Below are 18384 nucleotides of genomic sequence, written 5' to 3' on the forward strand. Positions count from 1 at the left end.
GCTGATGAGCAGGCACAGCACCGTCCATTGCACGGCGCCACTGCTCATGCCTGCACGAGCCGCTCCACTTCTTCTTTGATCACGTCGGCATGGCAGGCCAGCGGCGCACACCAACAAATGAGCAGCAAGCTCTCCCCTGCCCGCACGCGCTCGACCAGCGCTTTTATTGATAATGGCGTAAATCTGAGTGGGAGGGCAAAAGCGCGCCTTGTACTCCACGTGTCCTATCGGAGCGCCTTCATCTGTAACCAACCTCAATTTCTACCGTTATCAATAGTTATGCTTCTCAAAATCAATAAGGGAGGCTGGAGTGCCCCCCAAAAACTGGACGGCGTGAAGTAGAGACGAAAGCTCGCCATTCCAGCCCTGATTTGTCAGGTTGGAAGGCGAGGAGATGTTATGAAACAGAAGCAATTCACGGAAGACCAGATCCGGGAAGTTGCTGCAGGACGCCAAGAAAGGTCAACAGCCCATAGAAGAGTTGTGCCGGGACTTCGGATGCAGCCCAGCGTCGTACTACACGTGGAAAAAGAAGTACGGCGATACCACACCGGATGAAGCTAAGCGGCTGCGCCACTTGGAGAAGGAAAATGCGCGGTTATTGCGGATCGTCGGCCAGCAGCGCCTCGAAATCGAGGCGGTCAAGGAGGTGTTGGCAAAAAAGCGATAACGACCACTGAGAAGCGTGCCATGGTGCGAGACCTCGTCACGCAGCGGGTCAAGCCCGTTCGGGCTTGCTTCTGGCGGGTCTTCCCAAATCCTCGTGGCACTACCGGCCCAAACCGCGTCAGGACCATGAAGTTCGTCGTCGGATTCGCGAACTGGCGGGGCAACATCCGCGTCGTGGTTATCGATTCATCCACGCGCTGCTCGTCAAAGAAGGCAACCAGATCAACCGGAAGCGGGTCAGACGGATCTGGCGGGAGCAGCTGACGATCAAGAAAAAGCCCAGCCGGAAGATCCGCACCGGCAACACCATCCCCATGAAAGCGGAGTGCCCCAATCACGTCTGGACATACGACTTCATTTTCGACCAAACCCTCGGAGGCACCACCCTCAAAATCCTGACGTTGACGGATGAATTCACCCGCCAATCGCTCGCCATTCGCGTCGCGCAGGCTTTCACGTCCATGGACGTGAAAGCCGTCTTAGACGAAGTCATCAAAGAAAGAGGTGCCCCAACCTTTCTGCGCAGTGACAATGGATCGGAGTTCATTGCTCGTGATTTGGGCATTTGGTTGGCCGTGCAGGAGGTCAGCACCCGGTTCATAGAACCGGGGAAACCCTGGCAGAACGGTTTTGCCGAGAGCTTCCATTCCCGCTTGCGAGAAGAATGTTTAAGCCAAGAAGTGTTCTATTCGGCCCAACATGCAGGCGTCCTCATTGAAGGCTGGCGAGCGTTTTATAACGCCCATAGGCCACATTCTTCACTGTCCTACCAAACGCCAGACGAGTTCGCCGCCACCTGGCTGGCTCAATCGGCTTCACATCCTGTACCCTGTATCTGAGCCGAGTCTCTACTCGCAGTCGTCCAAACATTGGGGCCAGCCCAAGGCGGGGGAGCAGGTCTCCCCAAACGCCAAGGCGCCCCCGCCATGATCGGCCGAGCTTTGTCGGTAACAAGCAGCCCTTGAGCGAGAGCTTGGCCGTGCCGGAGATTGGACTGGAGAGCGTCTTGAATCTCTGGATTCGTCCGGCCGACGGCCTGCCGGGCGAGTGCCTGATCATCACGCGGCAGCACGCGCATTTCTTGGGCCGGGTGTTGGAAGCGGTCTAGCCGTCGAGAAGACTGGTGGAATTGGCTTGTTCTTGCTGGTCAAGGGTGGGAATGGCCAGGGCGGCTGGGACTATACCCAACCGCCACCTCTGCGCCCTCTTGGCAGAGCAGCGTGAACGTGAGCAGACGTCGGTGCAGGGCATGAACTGGGATGAAGACTGACCTCACGCGCTTGCGAGGTCAGTCTTGGATGATGACCCCATGTGCGCTCATACCCCCGTTCAAGTGATTGAGTTTCTCGAAGAACATCTGGAACGCCACTATCCCGGACTTTACAAAGTGGCGTCTAGGCCAGCGGGTGGTTCTAACACGGGCGTGACTGAGTATTGCGTGGCGACGGTCGCTGAAGCGGGTGCCCATGGTGCAGTGTTTCAGTACAACGACGTGATGGCCCAAGACCACGGCATAGAAGCTGCCGCCCAAGACCTCTGTGCCGTAGTCGACCGGGTCATTGCTCAAGGCTTGCCTGAACAACGCTTGGGGGAATACATCGGCTACGACGCTTCCTGATTTCGAGCATTTTACCTTGAATCCACCTCCCTTGGGTGTGGATTTTTGTTGTCTCACACGTTACTTTAGCTTAAGGGCATGACCCGCGAGGCGCGAGGAGCGGACGTCATCGTCATCTGCCCGGAGACATGTCGGGGCAGCGGAATTGATTCAGCTCGATATTTTAGACAAGATTATTGATCCTGGACGCAAACAACTGGTGGTCACGCAAGCGCTGCGGCAGGTGGTGGCCTCCACCCTCGACCAACAGCGGGCCATCCCATTGGCCCAGGTGGGCACCCCCTCGCCCAAGAGCACCAGACCGAGCGCAGAAAGATTATTTTTTCTGGACGACTGCAGCTTGAAACGGCCCATCACCTGCGCCTTAAGATTCAACAGACCCTAGCTCTGGTGCACGAAACTTCGCTGGAGCAGGTGCAAGATCTCGAAGACATCATCCAAGCCGCGGTGGGACGCGCCCACTCCCTGCAACAGATTACTCAACTGGAACAGGTGGGCGCTCAGGCGGCGCACCGCTTGCAGCACGTGGGGCATGAACGCGGAGAACAGGAGTTGATGCAGCTGGAACGTCAGGCGGCCGAGACACTGGAGCACATCCGGAGTCTGGAATGGGCAGGGCAGAGCCATGCCGTTCAAAAACAGGCGCTGAGAGAGGAAGCACAGGGGGCACAAGAGCAGATGGTTGAGCTGGAGGCGACGAACGCGGCAACTCAGCGGGAGATCACCCGTTTAGAAGATGAACGGGGGTGACGCAGGGCCAGTGGCAGGCGTTAGGCCAGGCAACGGGAGAGCTCCCGCAGGACTTGAGGGAATTGTGCCGGCTCCTGGCGGAGCCAAAACAGTAACTGGATCCTGCCTTGGCCACACGTGTAGGTCTTGGGGCGGGCAGCGGTCTAGCCGTCAAGAGGACTGGCGTGGTCGGCCTGTTCTTGCTGGTCGAGGGTGGGAATGGCGAGGGCGGCCAGCAGGAGTGCCGCGACTGCTGTCGCGGTCATGGCCCAGAGGTTACCGGTAAAGAGGAGGAGCAACGTCACCACGCTCAGGGCGCAGGCGCTGCCCATCAACACAGCGGGGAGCACGTTCATGCCCTCAGTGTGGAGCCCGGAGGCAGAAAAGGCTCTTCAGTGGATCCCAAGAATCTCTTCAGTCGGCCTCAAGAATATGGGGGTGGGGGGAGCTAGAGCCACCCGCCGAGCGACAAACCGCGCATTTTCTAGGCCGGGTGTTGGAAGCCGTATAGAAGGGGAGGTTCCACGGCTCCTGATATAAGTTTGAGCCGAGTGCATGCAGTGTTTAAAACTTCAGTCTTGTGGAGCTCTAGGCCTTGGAAGAACAAGCTCATGCCCTGTCGTTGAAGGCGCATCACCACCCCCTCGCCCAGTTCAGGCCTCCATCATAAACGCAGCATTTAATACAATCTTAGACTCGTCCCGAAACGAGTGAAGCTTTCCTTCCTCCCTCCCATCCTGCTGATGGTGAGCTTAAATACCCTCAGATGGATGCCTTCTCCTCGGATTCGCGCACCTCGGTTTTTTGCTCAAGACCAGCAGCGCACCCTCAGACAAGTCGCTGAAGTCCTCGCGCAGCTTGCCCCGCACCCTGACGAGGCTGAGCTGGCGGTTTGGCTGCGACATCTCTACCTGGAATCTGTCCAGCATCCAGCTCAATTGCACACTGTCTACGTCACAGCCCAGGCTCTCAGTCAAGCGCTCCGACAGCCGCGGCCCTTCTCGGCTTAACCCCTGACCCGATGGAAGACCGTAGAAGTTCAGGCCGATTCCGTGCTCCTTCAGAGTGCCGGGCGCGTTTAGAGTGTCCAACCGACACCAAAAGCCAATTCAGATGTTGGCCGTTATCAATAGTCCAGATTGTCGATGTCCAGGGTGCTGCCCTCACAGCGGTCGCCGTCGCCCAGCAGGAAGGCGACGGCGACCGCTTTCGGCGTATCGAACCCCGAGGGTACCTTGCCGTCCAGGTAACCCTCGACATAGGCGTCGATCATGGCCGGGAGCAAGCTTGGATCGAAAAAGGCCGCAATCTCCTGGATGATGCGGTCTTCGGCGAGGCGCTGAACCGCGGCGAGGTACAGAGGGTTTGATTCGGGGCGTGGAGCGGGCACAGCGCCAGAGTAGGGCGAGGTGGGGCCAGCGGTGAGCAGAGTTGAGGCAGAAGATGCTCACGAAATGGGGGTTCTTCCCCCTCAATTTTTGGCACTCGCGTCTATTGGTGGCCGAGAGCGTAGAGAACGTGCAGGTAGGCGGTCGGCAGGTGACCTAGGGCAAATCAATCAACCTGAGCGTCCTCGAAACGTGGCTCCGGCAATATCCGACGCCGGCGCATCAGCTGGCTCACCTGCGGAGGGTCGCGCTGCCGATCCTGAGACGGGCGGCGTGAAGGTGGGTCGTCTGCTTGTGGCATCGGGCCTATTCATGCCGCTGCGGCCCTCGAAGCGGCGCAATTGAAGACGTCAGGTGCCTTCGTGGTCGTGATGCCTGCCAATCCTCAGCCAGAACCAGCAGTGGTGCAGGAGCCTGAGCCCAGGCCTGTGCCGGTCTTGTCCCGTCAACAACGGCGAGCACAAGAACGCCGGTGCAGGGGGCGTGGATGACTATGCCGACCGTGCAGCAGCTGGCCACTGAAGCCCGCGCAGGGAATGCCGCCAACGGTTGGGGCACGACCTTCCGCTTTGCAGATGTTCCGAATTACCTTGCCCTCATTCATTCCGAGGTGACGGAAGCCGTCACAGCGGATACCACGAGTCAGACGATCCGTGAACTGGGGACGTCATCGTCCGGGCTCTAGATTCGGCCGAACTGCTCTCTGCGGACGGGGTAGGCCGTCTCTACCCGCTGGGAGCCATGCTGGAGGACTCGGCGTGGCCACCCCAAGAGATGAGCCCCCGACGTTTGCCCCTATTTCTGAGCCTGCTGCAGCTGCACACCCTCACGAGCGGGCGCTGGAGGTGTTCCAGAAGGTCTCGAACGAGTCAGCGGCCACCCTAGTGATCATCGGGATGCTCTGGGACATCACGGCGTACGCGTGGGCGTGCAGGGTCGCTGTAAAGGAGGATGTTCTGCCTTCGGCCGTGGTGCTGGGCATCATTGAAGCCAACAAGGCACGGGGCTATCGCCGCCGCCCACCGTGGCGATAGTCGTGATCGGCCTGCTCTGGCTGGCCTTAGGGCCTATTTTAACCCCTCGGTATACCCGCCCTAGAAAACGCTTTTCCTCTCCATTAAAGCGTGTGGCTGTTCTCACCTTTGAAGTCGCATGGGACGAAACGCCGCACGGATGTCTGCTGCGAGCAGTTCGGGTTCCTCAAGGGCAGCGAAGTGCCCGCCCCGGGGCATGGGCGTCCAGCGCTGCACGTTGTACACGCGCTCCACCCAGCTTCTGGGCGGCATGGGCAATTCACGTGGAAAGAGGGCCACACTCAGCGGAGGCTGCACGCGCTTGCCAGAGCCAAAATGAAGTGGTTGCTGGCGGTTTTCGCGGTAGAGCCGCACAGAGGAACCCAGGGTATTGGTCAACCAGTACAGCGCGATGTTGGTCAACACCGTGTCCGTGGACACCCCCAGCCCCTCACCGTCTGTCCAGGCGTGAAACTTCTCGGCGATCCAAGCGGCCAAGCCGGTGGGTGAATCACTCAGGCCGTATGCGAGTGTCTGCGGGCGAGTCCCCTGAAGATGCCCATAGCCATTCTCTTCCTCACTCCAGGACGCACTCCGCTCCAAAAAAGCCTGTTCTTCAAGGGACACGGGGGGCTCTCCTTGGCCCAGCGGTGGCCTGAATGAACCGGGAATGTAATTGAGATGGAGGCCAAGTACCCGCTCTGGGTAGTCGAACCCCAGCCACGTCGAGACCCCAGCCCCAATGTCGCCGCCCTGTGCTCCGAAGCGTGTATAGCCGAGACCTGTCATCAGGGCGGCCCATGCACGAGCGATTTGACGGCTGCTCATGCCGGGCCGCGCCGCTGGATCCGAGAAGCCGAACCCAGGCAACGACGGCACGACCACATGAAAGGCGTCAGCGGGGTCAGCGCCGTGCGCTCCTGGGTCAGTCAGCAAGGGCACCAGCCGTTCCATCTCAATGAAGGAGCCGGGCCAGCCGTGCGTGAGCACCAGCGGCAGGGGCTGTGGCCCTGTGCCGGGCTGATGAATAAAGTGAATCTCCAGCCCGTCGATTCGGGCGCGGTACTGGGGGAGTTGGTTGAGTCTCGCTTCCTGTACCCGCCAGTCAAAGGTCTCCTGCCAGTGCAACATCAACTGCTGCATGAAGTCGAAGTCGGCCCCGTCATCCCAGCGCCGAGGTGAGGGTGTCGGCCAGCGGGTGTGCCGCAACCGGCGACTCAGCTCGGCCAGTTGCTCGTCTGGAATGGCGATGGTGTAGGGGCGGATGTCCATATAGCGTTGACCTTAGCACTGCGGACCTGCTGCTCCAGTCTCTGGGCAGTCTGCTCAATGCCAATGTGCGCGGCGAGGACGTGGCCTGCCGCTACGGCGGTGAAGAGTTCGCCCTGCTGCTTCCTGGTGCCGACCTGAAACAGACGGCGACCCGTGCCGAACAGATCCGTCAAGCGGTTGGAGACCTGAAAATCAGCTCTCAGGGGCACCCGATCGGGATGATCACCGTGTCCATGGGAGTGGCCGCCTCTCCCCTGCATGGGACTCACCTGACTCAGCTGATGCGCAGCGCTGATTTCGCTCTGTAAGCCGCCAAACGGGAGGGCCGCAACTGCGTCAAGCTGGCCCAGAACGACTGAGCGTGAGCAGGGCAGCTGAGCCGACCGGAAGCGCTCATAGGGGTGGAGCCTCCGGCACCTCAGAGCATCAAGCCCGACAACGCACCTCAGCTCTCAGCGGCAGTCGCGAATGACGAACGTGTGCTTTCCTGCATGCTTGGCGTCATACATGGCCCGGTCTGCTGCCGCCAGCACCTCTTCGGCACCCATCCCTACGGACGGGAGCACAAAGCCCAGACTCGCCTGCACCCGCACCTGAACCCCCTGAAGCTGAACAGGACGTTGCAGCGCTTCGAGGAGTTGCTGCGCGAGGGAGTCCAAGGCACAGTCTGTCATGGCCCGCACCAGCACCACGAACTCGTCCCCTGCCAGACGGGCCACTACGTCCTCTTCCCGGACACACTGCCGTAGCCTGATGCTCACCTGCCGCAACAATTCATCTCCCGCCTTGTGACCGAAGGCGTCATTCACCGCCTTGAAATCATCAAGGTCAGCAAACCCTACCGCAAAGAGGCCGCCGGATCCCAGACCACGGACGGCCACCTGTAAGGCCTGCATGAAGTACGCGCGGTTCCTCAGCCCGGTCAATTCATCCGTGTGCACCCTATTTTCCAGGGTGCGCTGGAGCTGCACGCGTTGCGTCACGTCCGTCTGGATTCCCACAAAGTGCGTGAGATGGCCCTGCCTATCATGAACAGGGGCGAGGTTCAGCGCGTTCCAGAACGACGTTCCATCCTTGCGGTAATTCAGAATGACCACATCGATCCCTTCGCCGGCGTTCAGGGCCTGCCAGAGGCGCGCACGGGTCTCAGGATCAGTGTCCGCACCTTGCAGGAAGCGGCAGTTGCGTCCCAGAACCTCGCTGGGCTGATAACCCGTCATCTGCTCGAACGCTGGATTGCAGTACATGATCGGGTAGTCACCCTGGCTGCTGGTGATAATGATGCCGTTGGTCGCAGACGTCACCGCCCGCAGCAGCACTTCGGAGAATTCACCGTGATCTTCGAGCACGCCTGCCATTCTGCATCGTCTCGGCCACCGGTGTCACCTGTGAAAGTCAGTCTTCAGATGCTCGTTCCCCTGTCTTTCCTTAAGCGCGTCCCTCCAAAGGCCTTTCCTGCCGCTTCCTGCTGCCCCACTCGTCCTCTCCTGACGCAAAACCAATCCATTTCCTGTTGTTCACTTCGGGTAGACCCCAAGTGGATCAAGCGGCCTGGTGGGTCCACATTGTGACAATTACGCAGGACGGCCTGTGCGAAGCTGCCTTTCAGAGGGGCTGCTCTTTTTTCCGGTTCCGTGCCGAGAAGCACACCAATCAAATCCCATTCAGAGAGGCTCCCTTGATGTCAGAGCTGCCCATGCTTTTGTCCGATGTTCAGCTCTTAAGCCAGGTTGTCGGGTCTTCTGTTGTCGGCACCGTGATTACTGATGCTCTCCAAGACGACCAGCCGATGGTATATGTCAATCCGGCCTTCGAGCGCATGAGCGGCTACTTGGCTGCCGAGCTCCTCGGGCGGAACTGCCGCCTCCTGCAGGGGCACGACCGCGATCAGCCTGGCGTGCGTGAGATCCGGCAGGCGATCGAGCAGCAGCAGAGTGTGACGGTCACCCTGCGCAATTACCGCCAGGACGGCAGGCTGTTCTACAACGAGTTGACTCTCAGCCCACTCCGGAGCGCGGCCGGAACCGTCACACACTTCGTGGAATTCCACAACGATGTGACCGCGCGCGAGGAAGCGAGGCAGCACGAGGCTCAGCTTCAGCAGCAGCTGGCCTCAACTCTCGGGCGAATGACCGATGGCTTCGTCTCGTTGGACCGAGACCTGAACTTCATCTACCTCAATGCTGCGGCAGCCAGCATCTCCGGACATCGTCCTGAAGACCTGACAGGTTACAACCTGCTGACGACATTCCCAGACCTTGCCGATAGCGCTGTGTTCCAAGCCATTGGGCGGGCCACGGACACGGGCACTGTTCAGAGCGCCGTGAGCCATCTGGAGCCATTCGGCACGGTTGAAGCAACTGCCTACCCGGCCGAAGACGGCATCTCGGTCTTCATCCGGGATATCACTGGACACCATCAGATGCAACAAGAGCTGCGGGTCAGCGAGGAACGCTTCTCAAAAGTCTTCCAGGCCAGTCCCATGCCTATCGTCATTACTCGCTGGAGTGATCAGCGGTTGATCGATGTCAACGAGGCGTTCCTGCACCAGGTCGGCTGCCTCCGGGAAGAGGTCATTGGCCGAACTTTTCAAGAGTCCGGCTTATGGGATGACAACCCTGACCACGACAGGCTCTCCAGCGCCTTGCAGGAAGGGAATTCGGTGCGGAGTCACGAGGTTCACCTGCGCACCAGCTCCGGCAAGGCACTTGACCTGGTGATCTCGATGGTGAGCGTCGAACTGGATGGGGAACTTTGTATGGTGAGCCTTGCCCGCGACATCACCTCGGAGAAGGCCGCTCAGGAGGTCCTAGTCGAGAGCGCGCAGAGTTACCGGCGCATTGCCACCGAGTTGCAACGGACGCTGGACCTGTCGCTGGATATGATCACGTCTTTTGACGCTGAGGGGCGCTTCGTCACAGTGAACGCGGCCTGTCAGCAGATTCTCGGCTACGCCCCTGAAGAACTGCTGGGCCGCCGCTACCTGGATTTCGTTCACCCGGATGACCGGGCCATGACGGAGTGGGAGGACGACAACATCACGGCCGGAAAGGCCACGGTAGTCTTCCAGAATCGGTACCTCCACCGCAGTGGTGCGGTGGTGTGGATTGAGTGGGCCGCAGTCGTCTTGCCAGGAGACCCGGTGATGTACTGCGTGGCTCGCGACATCACTGAGCGCCGGGCCGCTGAGCAGGATCTGGCGTTCTTGGCCGCCATCGTTGAGGCCAGCCATGACTCCATCGTCGGGATGGAGCTTGACGACACCATCCGCTCATGGAATGCCGGGGCCGAGCGGTTGTACGGCTATCCGGCAGCTGAAGCGATCGGTCAGCCCATCACTCTGATTATTCCAAGTGAACTGCACGCTGAGAGTGTCGACGTTTTCCGGAGGGTCGCGCAGGGGGAACGGATTGACGCGTTCGAGTCCATTCGCATGGGCAAGGACGGTCACCCAAGATCAGTGCTTGTGACGGTCTCCGCGGTCCTCGACGTTGCTGGCGAGGTGGTGGGTCTGTCCAAGATCACACGCGACATCAGTGCCCGTCTCGCTGCTGAGGAGCAAATCCAGACCCTTAACAAGGATCTTCGTCAACAACTGCGCCATGTCACCGGCCTGCGGACGATCGATCAGGCCATCGCCTCCAGCGGCGACCTCTCCATGACCCTGGGCCTGATCCTGGATAACGTCGCGCAAGAACTCGGTGCGGACGCGGTGACCCTGCTGCTGCTCGACCCTCATACCCTGAACCTGGAGTATGCCGGCACCCGGGGGTTCGCTACGCCGCTTCAAGGATTGGCGGTGCGCGTCGGCAATGGTCTGGCGGGTGAAGTCGCGCTCAGCCGAAAAGCTCTGAACGTGCCTGAGTTGCAACATGCACCGATCTCGCCCGCCTGGCGCGAAGTGCTGAGCCGGGAGCGGCTCATGACCTATTACGGCGCGCCGCTGCTGGCGAAAGGGAAGGTGGTGGGTGTCATCGAGGTCCTGCACCAGGAGCCGTTTGACCCATCTGTGCGCTGGCTGGAGACCTTCGAGATGCTGACCGGTCAGGCGGCGATCGCGGTGGACAACGCGCGGCTGTTCGCCGAGTTGGAGCGCAAGAATCTTGAATTAAGGCTGGCGTACGACGAGACCATTGAGGGCTGGGCGAGAGCGCTCGATCTGCGCGACAAGGAAACCGAAGGGCACTCCCGGCGCGTGACGGAGACGACGGTCGAGCTGTGCCGACACCTCGGGCTCTCCTCGGACCAACTGGTGGAGGTGCGCCGGGGCGCGTTGTTGCACGACATCGGGAAGATGGCGATTCCAGATGCGATTCTTCTGAAGCCAGGACAGCTGACTGAGGAAGAGTGGGTGTTGATGAAGGAGCATCCAGGCCACGCCGTGAAGTTGCTCTCACCGATCAAGTTCCTGCGCCCAGCCTTGGACATTCCGCAGTACCACCATGAGAAGTGGGATGGGACGGGCTACCCGGTCGGCCTTCAGGGCGAGGCGATCCCTTTAACGGCCCGGGCGTTCGCAGTGGTGGATGTGTTTGATGCGCTCACGAGTGACCGCCCTTACCGCGCTGCCTGGACACGGGAGAGGGCCCTGAAGCACATTCAAAATGGTGCTGGCACCCACTTCGATCCGAGGGTCGTTGAAGCCTTCTTCCAGCTGTTCGGGGCTAAATCCTCAACCTGGCCAGCGTTGAACCAGAAGGCACCGCTCCAGCCCTGACTCTGAGATCCGGCGGCCGCAAGTCCTGCTGGATTTGGTCGTGTACATCAAGAGGGTGAGGCAATGTCCTGAAATGTCTTCCATACCCGACGAGCCCGCGCCGCCCAGTTCGTGGCGGTGTGTCTCCGGTTCATCATGTTCAACACAAGGTTGGGCTCGCCGTGGCCTTTGAACAGGCTGCTCTTCCAGCCACCTGACCGTAGAAGTTGACCGGTTCCGCCGCTCGCAGGCCATGACGGCGACTTTCACGCAGGCATGTGGCTGACGTCAATTCCATCGAGCTCTATGAATGCTTCCCTGCGTCACCACACTGGTTCTTTCCGTGACGCTTGGGCTGGTACATCGCGGCGTCTGCGACCTGCAGCACAGCCTGAGCATTCAAGTCAGAGGTCGTGACGCCCACGCTTGAGGTCACCCAGACCTCTCTTCATAAGGTGGCGCACACGCAGCCACCAGCCGCTCTCCCAGAACACCCGCCTGGGTCGGACTGGAAATGCCTCGCCACAAGACCATGAACTCGTCTCCCACGAGGCGGGCCACCACATCCCCGGAGCGTACGATCCTGGACAGCCGCCGCGCCACTTCTTGCGGCAGGATGTCACCTGCGGCATATCCCAGAGCGTCATCAACCGCCTTGAAACCGTCGAGGTCGACAAATCCGACGGCGAACGCTGTGTCATGAGTGTGAAGCTGGCCGAGGGCCTTCTGGAGTTGGGGATGAAGTGAACGCGGTTCGGAAGGCCCGTCAGCGGATCGTGTTCCAGTTCGCGCTGCATGCCCTGCCGGATTTGAATGTTTTCTTTCACATCGGTGAATGAAGCCACCGTCTGGCTGTCCACTGGAAAAGCGTTGACCTGCAACCACCGCTGTACGTTGAGCTGAGGCTACCCTGCTGACGGCCTGACACAATTTATGAGGGAGAGCGAAATCTGAGCACCCAGCCGCCTTCTAAAGCGTCCACAGAACTGACATGCGATTTCTTGCGACGTCCGGGAGGCGCCGGATCGGCGCCTCCTTGGAGCGTCAGGCGGTTGAGTACTGCCTGCCCCCGGCTCAGCGCGAAGTGGACGCCGCGTAAACCAAGTTTCAAATAGCTCAGGGCGCGGTTCCAATGGGGATCAATGGTTCTGCGCACACCCTGCTGCACGAGCTGGAGTCCTTCGGAGACGAGCAGGAGCGTGGCCACAGAGATCACCAGGATCAGGCGTTCGAGGCTGGCGGCATCACGCAGTTTGGAGTCCTCCAGACCGAAGAGGCCACTCTTATCATCCAAGAATCCTTCCTCTATTTGGAAGCGCTCGCCGTACTCAGCAAACGTTGCACGACTGGTGGGTTCATCGCTCACCACCTGCCACTGCTCTGGGCCGTCCGTGGACGGCCCAGAGCCACGCACCGGCCCAAATCGGTGTCCGGTGATCGTGACGTTGTGGAAGCAGCGCGTTTCGCGCGCTGCGAGTTTGATTTCCCGATGGTGCAGACCCGTTGCCCGTCTGGAGCGGCCAGAATCAGGCTCGATTTGATGCGGATGCGGAAGTGCCATCCGCAGACGCGGAGCCAGCCCATCAAGGCCGTGTCGCAAAAACCCCGATCCGCCAGGAGTCGAACATCGTGCAGCCCAAGAAAATCCAGCAGGCCTTTGACCTCGGCGAGGACAGGCAGGAGTTGTTCGGTGCCGACCTGAGCACTGGCATGCTCTAGGACGCGGGAGACGAGCGGTACCGCGCGTCCCCGGTAGAGGACGGCCACCCGGATCAGACAGAAGCGTCCGAACAGGATGCTGGTGTCCAGCGCCAGCGTCAGGGAATGCGGGCCCCAATCCCGCAAGGCTCGGGTAATCAGGGGGCCATACACACTGCCAGGGGCGATGGCTGGATTCTCCAGCCACCGTCGGCAGCGACGTTCGGTGCTCTGGGCGACCGTGGCCTGGGAGTGGATGTGCGGCAGCCAGGAGGGAATGGAAACGCTCTGGGACAGCACCAAGCCGCTGACCATCCAGGCCAGCGTACGGGCGTTGCGGACGTCGTTCCACAGGGCGGGGTGGAGGTGGGGCAGGATCGCTTGGTACAGTCGGGGGGCGTCCCCGGTGGCATTTTCGGTCTTCACAAACAGAAAGTGTCCCCTACCGGGGACGCTTTCTCATAAATTGTGTCAGGCCATCAGGGCTACCCTGTCTGGAGCACTAGGGACATGGGCAGCTCGCCGTGCGAGATCGGCTCACCATCTAAACCCTGGACTTGCCGTCTCAACGTCACGAAGTGCTCATGGGTCAGCTTGTTGTCCGGAGCGCCCAGCAACTGCGCAGACCGGGGATTAAAGCTCCGCAGCTGAAAAGCATCACCCATTACCAGGACACCTTCGTGAAGTCCTCCGACCATCACCTGAAGCCACGCATGCGCGAACTGACGCTTCAGCGTCAGGGCAAGCAGGGCCGTCGCTTCCTGGAGGACCGACTTGTCAGGAAGAGGGTGCGATCCTGTTGAAGGGCGCATCGGGGGCCGTCGTCCCAAGCTCCCCACGCTGGCGGGCGAGGAGCTGATCCGCAGCGTGCGGGAAGAACGGTACTCCATGGCCAAAGCCGCTCGACTGTTCGGGGTACATCCTTCGGCAGCGACGTGGCTGATGGCCCAGGTCTGACTGGACACGTTCTGAGCTGCTCACGCCCCGTTGAAACCGCAGACGTCCACTGACCGGCGCTGAGCAGAGACGTTCCCTTGGTCCTTCCAGCCCGCCACGGGGAGGGTTGGACACAGGCGGGGTGCAGCCCCCTGCCCCCGCAACCAAGCCTTGGCCTTTCTCGATGAGAGAAACCTGCAACAGCCCTTGGGCTAGCCTCTGGGGGTGTCCGTGCCCCGCTTCCTCTCCCGACACGGCCGTTATCTCAAAGAAACCCAGCGGCAGCTGTACCAGACCGTCGCCGCCCTGTCCATGACGGTTCAACTGGTGATCGCAGGGATAGACGCCATCCGTCCGGTCGGTCAGTGGCCGCTGGAACCGTTGATCGGCGCCGCCATCTGCGGCGTCACCGCCGCACTGCTGCGCTACACCCAGCTCCCCTGGCGCTGGATGGAGTACGGCATTCTCGCTGCCGCCAGCCTGAGTGTGACTGGACAGCTCGCGCTGGCCGTGCCACCTGCGCCGTCTCCGCGGCTGCTGTTCACAGGCGTGTTCCTGTTCCTGGCCGGTTTTACCGTCCTGCAGGCCCGCTGGGCCAGCCTGTACGCTCTGAGCGTATTCACTGCTTTTGGCGCGGTCACCTTGCTGCGGGGCGGAGACCTGACCCTGCTGGCCGAACTCGGCCTGAGCGGGATCCTCAGTGCGCACCTGTCTATCTATGGACGTCAGCTCTCCGCAGAGCGCGCCGAGGTGGCGGTGATGCAGCGGCTGGCCCACACCGACGCCCTGACCGGTCTGGAGAACCGCCGGGCCATGACGGCCCATCTTGAGACGGCTCTGGCGGCCACACCCGGAGCACTGGTGACGGTGCTGCTTCTGGACATCGACCACTTCAAGGAGGTCAACGATCGGTGGGGCCACGCGGTGGGGGATCAGGTGCTCAAAGTGGTGGCGGAGCGGCTGAAGGTCACGGTCGGCACCCAGGGGCAGGTGGCCCGCTGGGGCGGCGAAGAGTTTCTGATCACGCTGTCCCGCTTAGATCCAGTCCCCTTGAGGGCGCTGGCCGAGGAGTTGAGGCAGGCGATGGTGCCGCCGGCTCCAGGGGTTCCGCCCGTGACCTTCAGCATCGGGGTGGCCGGGCGGGACGAGGTATCGACCCTGGACGAGTGGTTGCAGCTGGCCGACGCCCGGCTGTACCAGGCCAAGCAGACGGGCCGCAACAGGGTCGAAGGACTGCCTGTCGATCCCCCGCTGGAGCCCAAAGCGTGACTGAGGAGGTCAGTACAGCGCTGCGGGCACCAGTCGGACAATGACCGCTGGGCCGCCGTACCTGAAGAACGTGTCCGAGGCGGAAGTGGACAGATCCAGCCTGCGGGTTCAAGGCGCTGCGCAAGGCCCTGGTCAAGCAGATGCCCACCGACCTTGCGGAGATCACCCGCACCGACAACCTCAGCCGCGAACTCTGGCTCAAATTCATCGTGGACGAAATTCGGAACGTCACGTTGGTGGCCCGGTTGGAAGCGGCTACCAGCAACGACAACATGATCATGCTAGCCGTGCGCAGCCTCGACGGCCTGATCGGGGCGATGAAGCCCCCCAAGGTTGTCGTACTCAGCGTGTCTGCCGGTAAGAAAGTGCTGGGGCCAGTGGATCTCTCGCACCTCGATTCGCACCTGCTGGAAGGGGCACGGTGGGCGGCAAGCTGGGCAAGGGCGTCGTCAGGGTTTAGCTCACAGCGGCAGAGTGCTCCAGATGCCATAACCTCGTCTTCGGGCAGCGGCCACTCCCAGCTGTAAGCGGCGGCCACAGCCTGGTCGAGGCGGGCGTAGGCCGTGACCAGTGCGGAGACGGGGTGCACTGTCGTGTCTCGCGCCGCCTCACGACGTCGTTCTCTCGTCCGGTCATAGATGGCTTGAGCACGCGGCTAGGACGCGACGTTCACACGCATCTGAATCGCCATGAGCTTGCTGTTGAGTTCGATGACCTCCACGCGGGCGGCGCGTTCCTCCACCCGGTTGTTGCCCAGCCAGACGGCGGCCCGGAACCGGGCCTCGGCCAACACAATCTGGCGCTGCAGATCAGTTTCGACCCCCGCAAGGTGAACAGCGTCGCACGGCAAACTGTTGAGCCAGTGTTGCCAGTCTCCGGCCCTCATGCCCGGCCTGCTGCGAAAAGGACTGTGGAGGTCAAGATGAAGAGATTCATACAGAGCAACGTACCGTGAGAGCGCCCGGAGAGAGCGCCAGAACACTAAATTCAGGCTTCAGTCATCGGTGGCCCCCCACGTTCTGAGCATCACATGAAGATCGAGCGAGGACAATCGTAAGTCCGCCCGTGAATGCAGAAACGCCCCCGCCATCCAGCCGAAGCTGGGGCGTCTATTGGTGGAGTGTACGGCGGGTGAATCCTTCGAAACCTTTGGGCGGTAACCCCTTCACCAGTTCCGCCTGAATGAGCGCGTCCACGTCCTCTGTCACCTGTTGCTGTGTTTTCTGTTTCCATTTCAGCGCCACAAAAGGCAACTCGACCCCCGCCAGCGTCGCCGTGTTGACCTCATACGTCTTTACAGTGACGGTGACGACATCTGGTTCCCTGGCTGGCCAAGCTTGCACGTACACGGTACAGTCCGCGGGCAGGCGCTCTTCAAGGTCTTGCTTGAGCTGTTCCAGGTGGACAGGGTGTGTTTGGGAGGGCATGTTCCGCAGCCTAAGCGCAGGGGAATCACCGCTGTCTGACGGGGACGTCGGGGGGCAGCTAAAGGAATCGGCCAATGCCCCACGCAGCTTCAGATTGGGCCCTTCACGTGACAGCCAGGCCCTCGGTCTTGGCGGGAGTTGGCGTCCAAGAAGTCGGCGAGTTCGATTGAGCTGAGGTCACGCAGGTGCATTGGCGGTGGATAAAGGGAAGAGCCCCCCTTACAACCAGAGCTAGGGTGGGGGCATGGTCGAGCTCTCACTCACCACGGCAGCCCACGCCACGTTCAGCGTCAGCCACCGCAGCGTCTGGACGAGGGTGAGCGTTTGCCTCTACGCCAAAAGCCGCCCAGCCCGTATGCTCGGCAAATGCTCCTCTGCCTCTTCTGATGTTGACCTGACGTTAAAATTAAATATAAAAGTTTGCTCCTTCATGTATGGAGTTTTAATGAAAAATTGGCTTTCATGTGTAAGAGAGTTGTAAGAGGAATTGGTGTAGACGCCGGGTGAGGCTGCATGAAGAAGCTTCCTGCGTCCCAGCCAAAGCAGGGGCGGGATGGCGTGCAGATTAACTGCGAGGCTGTCGGGTCTGATGAAGCTGAGCGGGTGCTGAAGCCACCAAGCGGGCCTCCACCAGCCTCAATTGACTGTTCAATTCAGCCAGCGCAATGAGAGCCTCCCGGTGAGCACGGCTGTTGCCGCCTGTCGCCAAGACGTCCGCCAAACGATCCTCCACCCGTTTCACCTGGTGTTGCAGATCCGCCTTAACCCGTTCAAGTTCGAGCGGATCAATAGGGAGGTGCATCGCCCAGGCCTGCCACGCTGCGCCGTTCATCGCGTACCGCGTGCCAGCAGAGGGATGCTTAAAGGTGTGAGAAATCTCATGTGTCCCAGCGTAAGAGTTGGAAGCTGACCCTAGACATCGACCTTCCTGAAGAGCAGCTCAATGAAGAAACCCCCGCCCACAGCCGAAGCTGAGACGGGCAGAGGAAGGGACTTTGAAACGGTTTTTATCCCTCAATTTCTTCGGGTACTGGAGAGGGCGTCAGACCAAGAAAGTGAAGCACCAGTCGGGCCGCATGAGGTGCCCAGGCTTCCAGCCGCTTTTGGGCCTCGACCCGCTGCTCTTGAGTTCCTGATGTATCCATTGCCCATAAATCTGTTTGGAGATTGCCAACCATCATTCGGAATGCTTCTTCGTTGAGCCCAGCAGCCTCAGCCAACAAAAATATGGGTCGATTCATGGTTGCACCTTACTTCTCCACACGGGAGAGCGTGACGAGGCTTTCCTCATGGAATGGATCAAGCGCATGGGTATCTCAATCGGTCTGCTCTCCCTTCGCCTTCGCGCAAACCTCCCAGCAAAAAAGGGTTGATCCTCTCAGGGAAAGAGAGTGATCAGCCGGCAAGAACCGCGACTCCATATCGTGGGCGTGCACCGCTTCACGGTGCTCCTGATCCTCGCCATGGCCGCTGTCGCCACCCTGGCCGCCCTAGTGCTCGAGTCCACTGCACCGTCTCAGCCTTCATTCGATCTGGTGATGTACCGAGTGATTCTCGTGAGTCTCCTCGGGCTTGCCCTTCTTCTGGTGGTGCTCAGTAGATGACAACTTCACTTTTTAGTCGTGCTGAACGGCATAAAAGGAGATTTCCTACCTGTCCCTCGACAGGG

Annotated in this window: 25 protein-coding genes; 13 read left to right on the top strand and 12 right to left on the bottom strand. The window is 60.5% G+C overall.

The window, feature by feature from the left end; translation table 11 throughout:
- Positions 1–44 precede the first annotated feature (44 nt).
- A complete protein-coding gene (locus M1R55_RS22135; RefSeq protein ID WP_371827304.1) occupies positions 45–167 on the bottom strand; it encodes a DUF4326 domain-containing protein in 123 nt (40 codons plus the stop codon).
- 272 nt (positions 168–439) lie between these two features.
- Here M1R55_RS22135 and M1R55_RS22140 point away from each other — a divergent pair, with 272 nt between their 5' ends.
- The 6 genes from M1R55_RS22140 (at position 440) to M1R55_RS22165 (ending at position 3037) form a co-directional block, all read left to right on the top strand.
- Positions 440–670 (top strand): transposase, encoded by a 231-nt coding sequence (locus tag M1R55_RS22140; RefSeq protein WP_249391310.1) that lies wholly within the window; start codon positions 440–442, stop codon positions 668–670.
- Positions 671–734: 64 nt separating this feature from the next.
- Positions 735–1508 (top strand): IS3 family transposase, encoded by a 774-nt coding sequence (locus M1R55_RS22145; RefSeq protein ID WP_249395572.1) that lies wholly within the window; start codon positions 735–737, stop codon positions 1506–1508.
- Positions 1509–1630: 122 nt separating this feature from the next.
- Positions 1631–1777, top strand: coding sequence for a hypothetical protein (locus M1R55_RS22150; RefSeq protein WP_249395573.1), 147 nt, complete (start codon positions 1631–1633; stop codon positions 1775–1777).
- A gap of 225 nt (positions 1778–2002) precedes the next feature.
- Positions 2003–2287, top strand: coding sequence for a hypothetical protein (locus tag M1R55_RS22155; protein WP_249395574.1), 285 nt, complete (start codon positions 2003–2005; stop codon positions 2285–2287).
- A gap of 145 nt (positions 2288–2432) precedes the next feature.
- Positions 2433–2672, top strand: a complete 240-nt coding sequence (locus M1R55_RS22160; RefSeq protein WP_249395575.1) for a hypothetical protein — start codon at positions 2433–2435, stop codon at positions 2670–2672.
- A 5-nt stretch (positions 2673–2677) separates the two neighbouring features.
- Entirely contained in the window at positions 2678–3037 is a 360-nt protein-coding gene (locus tag M1R55_RS22165; RefSeq protein WP_249395576.1) for a hypothetical protein, read from the top strand.
- Positions 3038–3180: 143 nt separating this feature from the next.
- Here M1R55_RS22165 and M1R55_RS22170 read toward each other — a convergent pair whose 3' ends face one another.
- Together M1R55_RS22170 and M1R55_RS22175 are read right to left on the bottom strand one after the other, a co-directional pair.
- Positions 3181–3372 carry a hypothetical protein gene (locus M1R55_RS22170; protein ID WP_249395577.1) on the bottom strand — a complete coding sequence of 64 codons (192 nt, stop codon included), beginning with the start codon at positions 3370–3372 and terminating at the stop codon, positions 3181–3183.
- A 770-nt stretch (positions 3373–4142) separates the two neighbouring features.
- The gene (locus M1R55_RS22175) at positions 4143–4406 is read right to left on the bottom strand and encodes a hypothetical protein (RefSeq protein ID WP_249395578.1); all 264 of its coding nucleotides are present in this window, start codon (positions 4404–4406) and stop codon (positions 4143–4145) included.
- A 485-nt stretch (positions 4407–4891) separates the two neighbouring features.
- Here M1R55_RS22175 and M1R55_RS22180 point away from each other — a divergent pair, with 485 nt between their 5' ends.
- A complete protein-coding gene (locus tag M1R55_RS22180; RefSeq protein WP_249395579.1) occupies positions 4892–5089 on the top strand; it encodes a hypothetical protein in 198 nt (65 codons plus the stop codon).
- Between the two features lie 141 nt (positions 5090–5230).
- Here M1R55_RS22180 and M1R55_RS22185 read toward each other — a convergent pair whose 3' ends face one another.
- Positions 5231–5386 (bottom strand): hypothetical protein, encoded by a 156-nt coding sequence (locus tag M1R55_RS22185; protein WP_249395580.1) that lies wholly within the window; start codon positions 5384–5386, stop codon positions 5231–5233.
- Positions 5387–5540: 154 nt separating this feature from the next.
- On the bottom strand, positions 5541–6689 hold the full coding sequence (locus M1R55_RS22190) for an epoxide hydrolase family protein (protein WP_249395581.1): 1149 nt from the start codon (positions 6687–6689) through the stop codon (positions 5541–5543).
- On the opposite strand from M1R55_RS22190, the gene M1R55_RS31850 reads away from it, so the two are divergent.
- A complete protein-coding gene (locus M1R55_RS31850; protein WP_256566053.1) occupies positions 6602–6997 on the top strand; it encodes a diguanylate cyclase in 396 nt (131 codons plus the stop codon). The genes M1R55_RS22190 and M1R55_RS31850 overlap by 88 nt on opposite strands.
- A 144-nt stretch (positions 6998–7141) precedes the next feature.
- On the opposite strand, the gene M1R55_RS22200 is transcribed toward M1R55_RS31850, so the two are convergent.
- Positions 7142–8038: a GGDEF domain-containing protein gene (locus M1R55_RS22200; RefSeq protein ID WP_249395583.1), complete on the bottom strand. Its 897-nt coding sequence runs from the start codon at positions 8036–8038 to the stop codon at positions 7142–7144.
- 332 nt (positions 8039–8370) lie between these two features.
- On the opposite strand from M1R55_RS22200, the gene M1R55_RS22205 reads away from it, so the two are divergent.
- Complete coding sequence (locus M1R55_RS22205; RefSeq protein ID WP_249395584.1) at positions 8371–11406, top strand: PAS domain S-box protein; 3036 nt, start codon at positions 8371–8373, stop codon at positions 11404–11406.
- A gap of 411 nt (positions 11407–11817) precedes the next feature.
- Here M1R55_RS22205 and M1R55_RS32360 read toward each other — a convergent pair whose 3' ends face one another.
- The 3 genes from M1R55_RS32360 to M1R55_RS22220 are packed head-to-tail and all read right to left on the bottom strand — an operon-like array spanning position 11818 to position 13509.
- A complete protein-coding gene (locus M1R55_RS32360; protein ID WP_249395585.1) occupies positions 11818–12270 on the bottom strand; it encodes a diguanylate cyclase domain-containing protein in 453 nt (150 codons plus the stop codon).
- Between the two features lie 46 nt (positions 12271–12316).
- Positions 12317–12751, bottom strand: coding sequence for a hypothetical protein (locus M1R55_RS22215; protein ID WP_249391324.1), 435 nt, complete (start codon positions 12749–12751; stop codon positions 12317–12319).
- Entirely contained in the window at positions 12748–13509 is a 762-nt protein-coding gene (locus M1R55_RS22220; protein ID WP_249395586.1) for a hypothetical protein, read from the bottom strand. Before M1R55_RS22220 ends, M1R55_RS22215 begins: the two co-directional genes overlap by 4 nt.
- Positions 13510–13857: 348 nt before the next feature.
- On the opposite strand from M1R55_RS22220, the gene M1R55_RS22225 reads away from it, so the two are divergent.
- From M1R55_RS22225 to M1R55_RS22235, 3 genes are all read left to right on the top strand, one after another.
- Entirely contained in the window at positions 13858–14040 is a 183-nt protein-coding gene (locus M1R55_RS22225; protein WP_249395587.1) for a hypothetical protein, read from the top strand.
- A 204-nt stretch (positions 14041–14244) separates the two neighbouring features.
- Positions 14245–15288, top strand: a complete 1044-nt coding sequence (locus M1R55_RS22230; RefSeq protein WP_249395588.1) for a diguanylate cyclase — start codon at positions 14245–14247, stop codon at positions 15286–15288.
- 140 nt (positions 15289–15428) lie between these two features.
- Positions 15429–15815, top strand: a complete 387-nt coding sequence (locus M1R55_RS22235; RefSeq protein WP_249395589.1) for a hypothetical protein — start codon at positions 15429–15431, stop codon at positions 15813–15815.
- Between the two features lie 128 nt (positions 15816–15943).
- Here the strand turns inward: M1R55_RS22235 and M1R55_RS22240 are convergent, their stop codons facing one another.
- The 3 genes from M1R55_RS22240 to M1R55_RS22250 all read right to left on the bottom strand — a co-directional run bounded on the left by M1R55_RS22240 (position 15944) and on the right by M1R55_RS22250 (position 17956).
- Positions 15944–16174 (bottom strand): hypothetical protein, encoded by a 231-nt coding sequence (locus M1R55_RS22240; protein WP_249395590.1) that lies wholly within the window; start codon positions 16172–16174, stop codon positions 15944–15946.
- A 223-nt stretch (positions 16175–16397) separates the two neighbouring features.
- Positions 16398–16715 carry a hypothetical protein gene (locus tag M1R55_RS22245; RefSeq protein ID WP_249395591.1) on the bottom strand — a complete coding sequence of 106 codons (318 nt, stop codon included), beginning with the start codon at positions 16713–16715 and terminating at the stop codon, positions 16398–16400.
- 1007 nt (positions 16716–17722) lie between these two features.
- Positions 17723–17956, bottom strand: coding sequence for a hypothetical protein (locus M1R55_RS22250; RefSeq protein ID WP_249395592.1), 234 nt, complete (start codon positions 17954–17956; stop codon positions 17723–17725).
- A 150-nt stretch (positions 17957–18106) separates the two neighbouring features.
- On the opposite strand from M1R55_RS22250, the gene M1R55_RS22255 reads away from it, so the two are divergent.
- Entirely contained in the window at positions 18107–18319 is a 213-nt protein-coding gene (locus M1R55_RS22255; protein WP_249395593.1) for a hypothetical protein, read from the top strand.
- Positions 18320–18384 lie beyond the last annotated feature (65 nt).

Origin of the sequence: Deinococcus sp. QL22 (genome assembly GCF_023370075.1) — a bacterium.
GTDB lineage: Bacteria > Deinococcota > Deinococci > Deinococcales > Deinococcaceae > Deinococcus.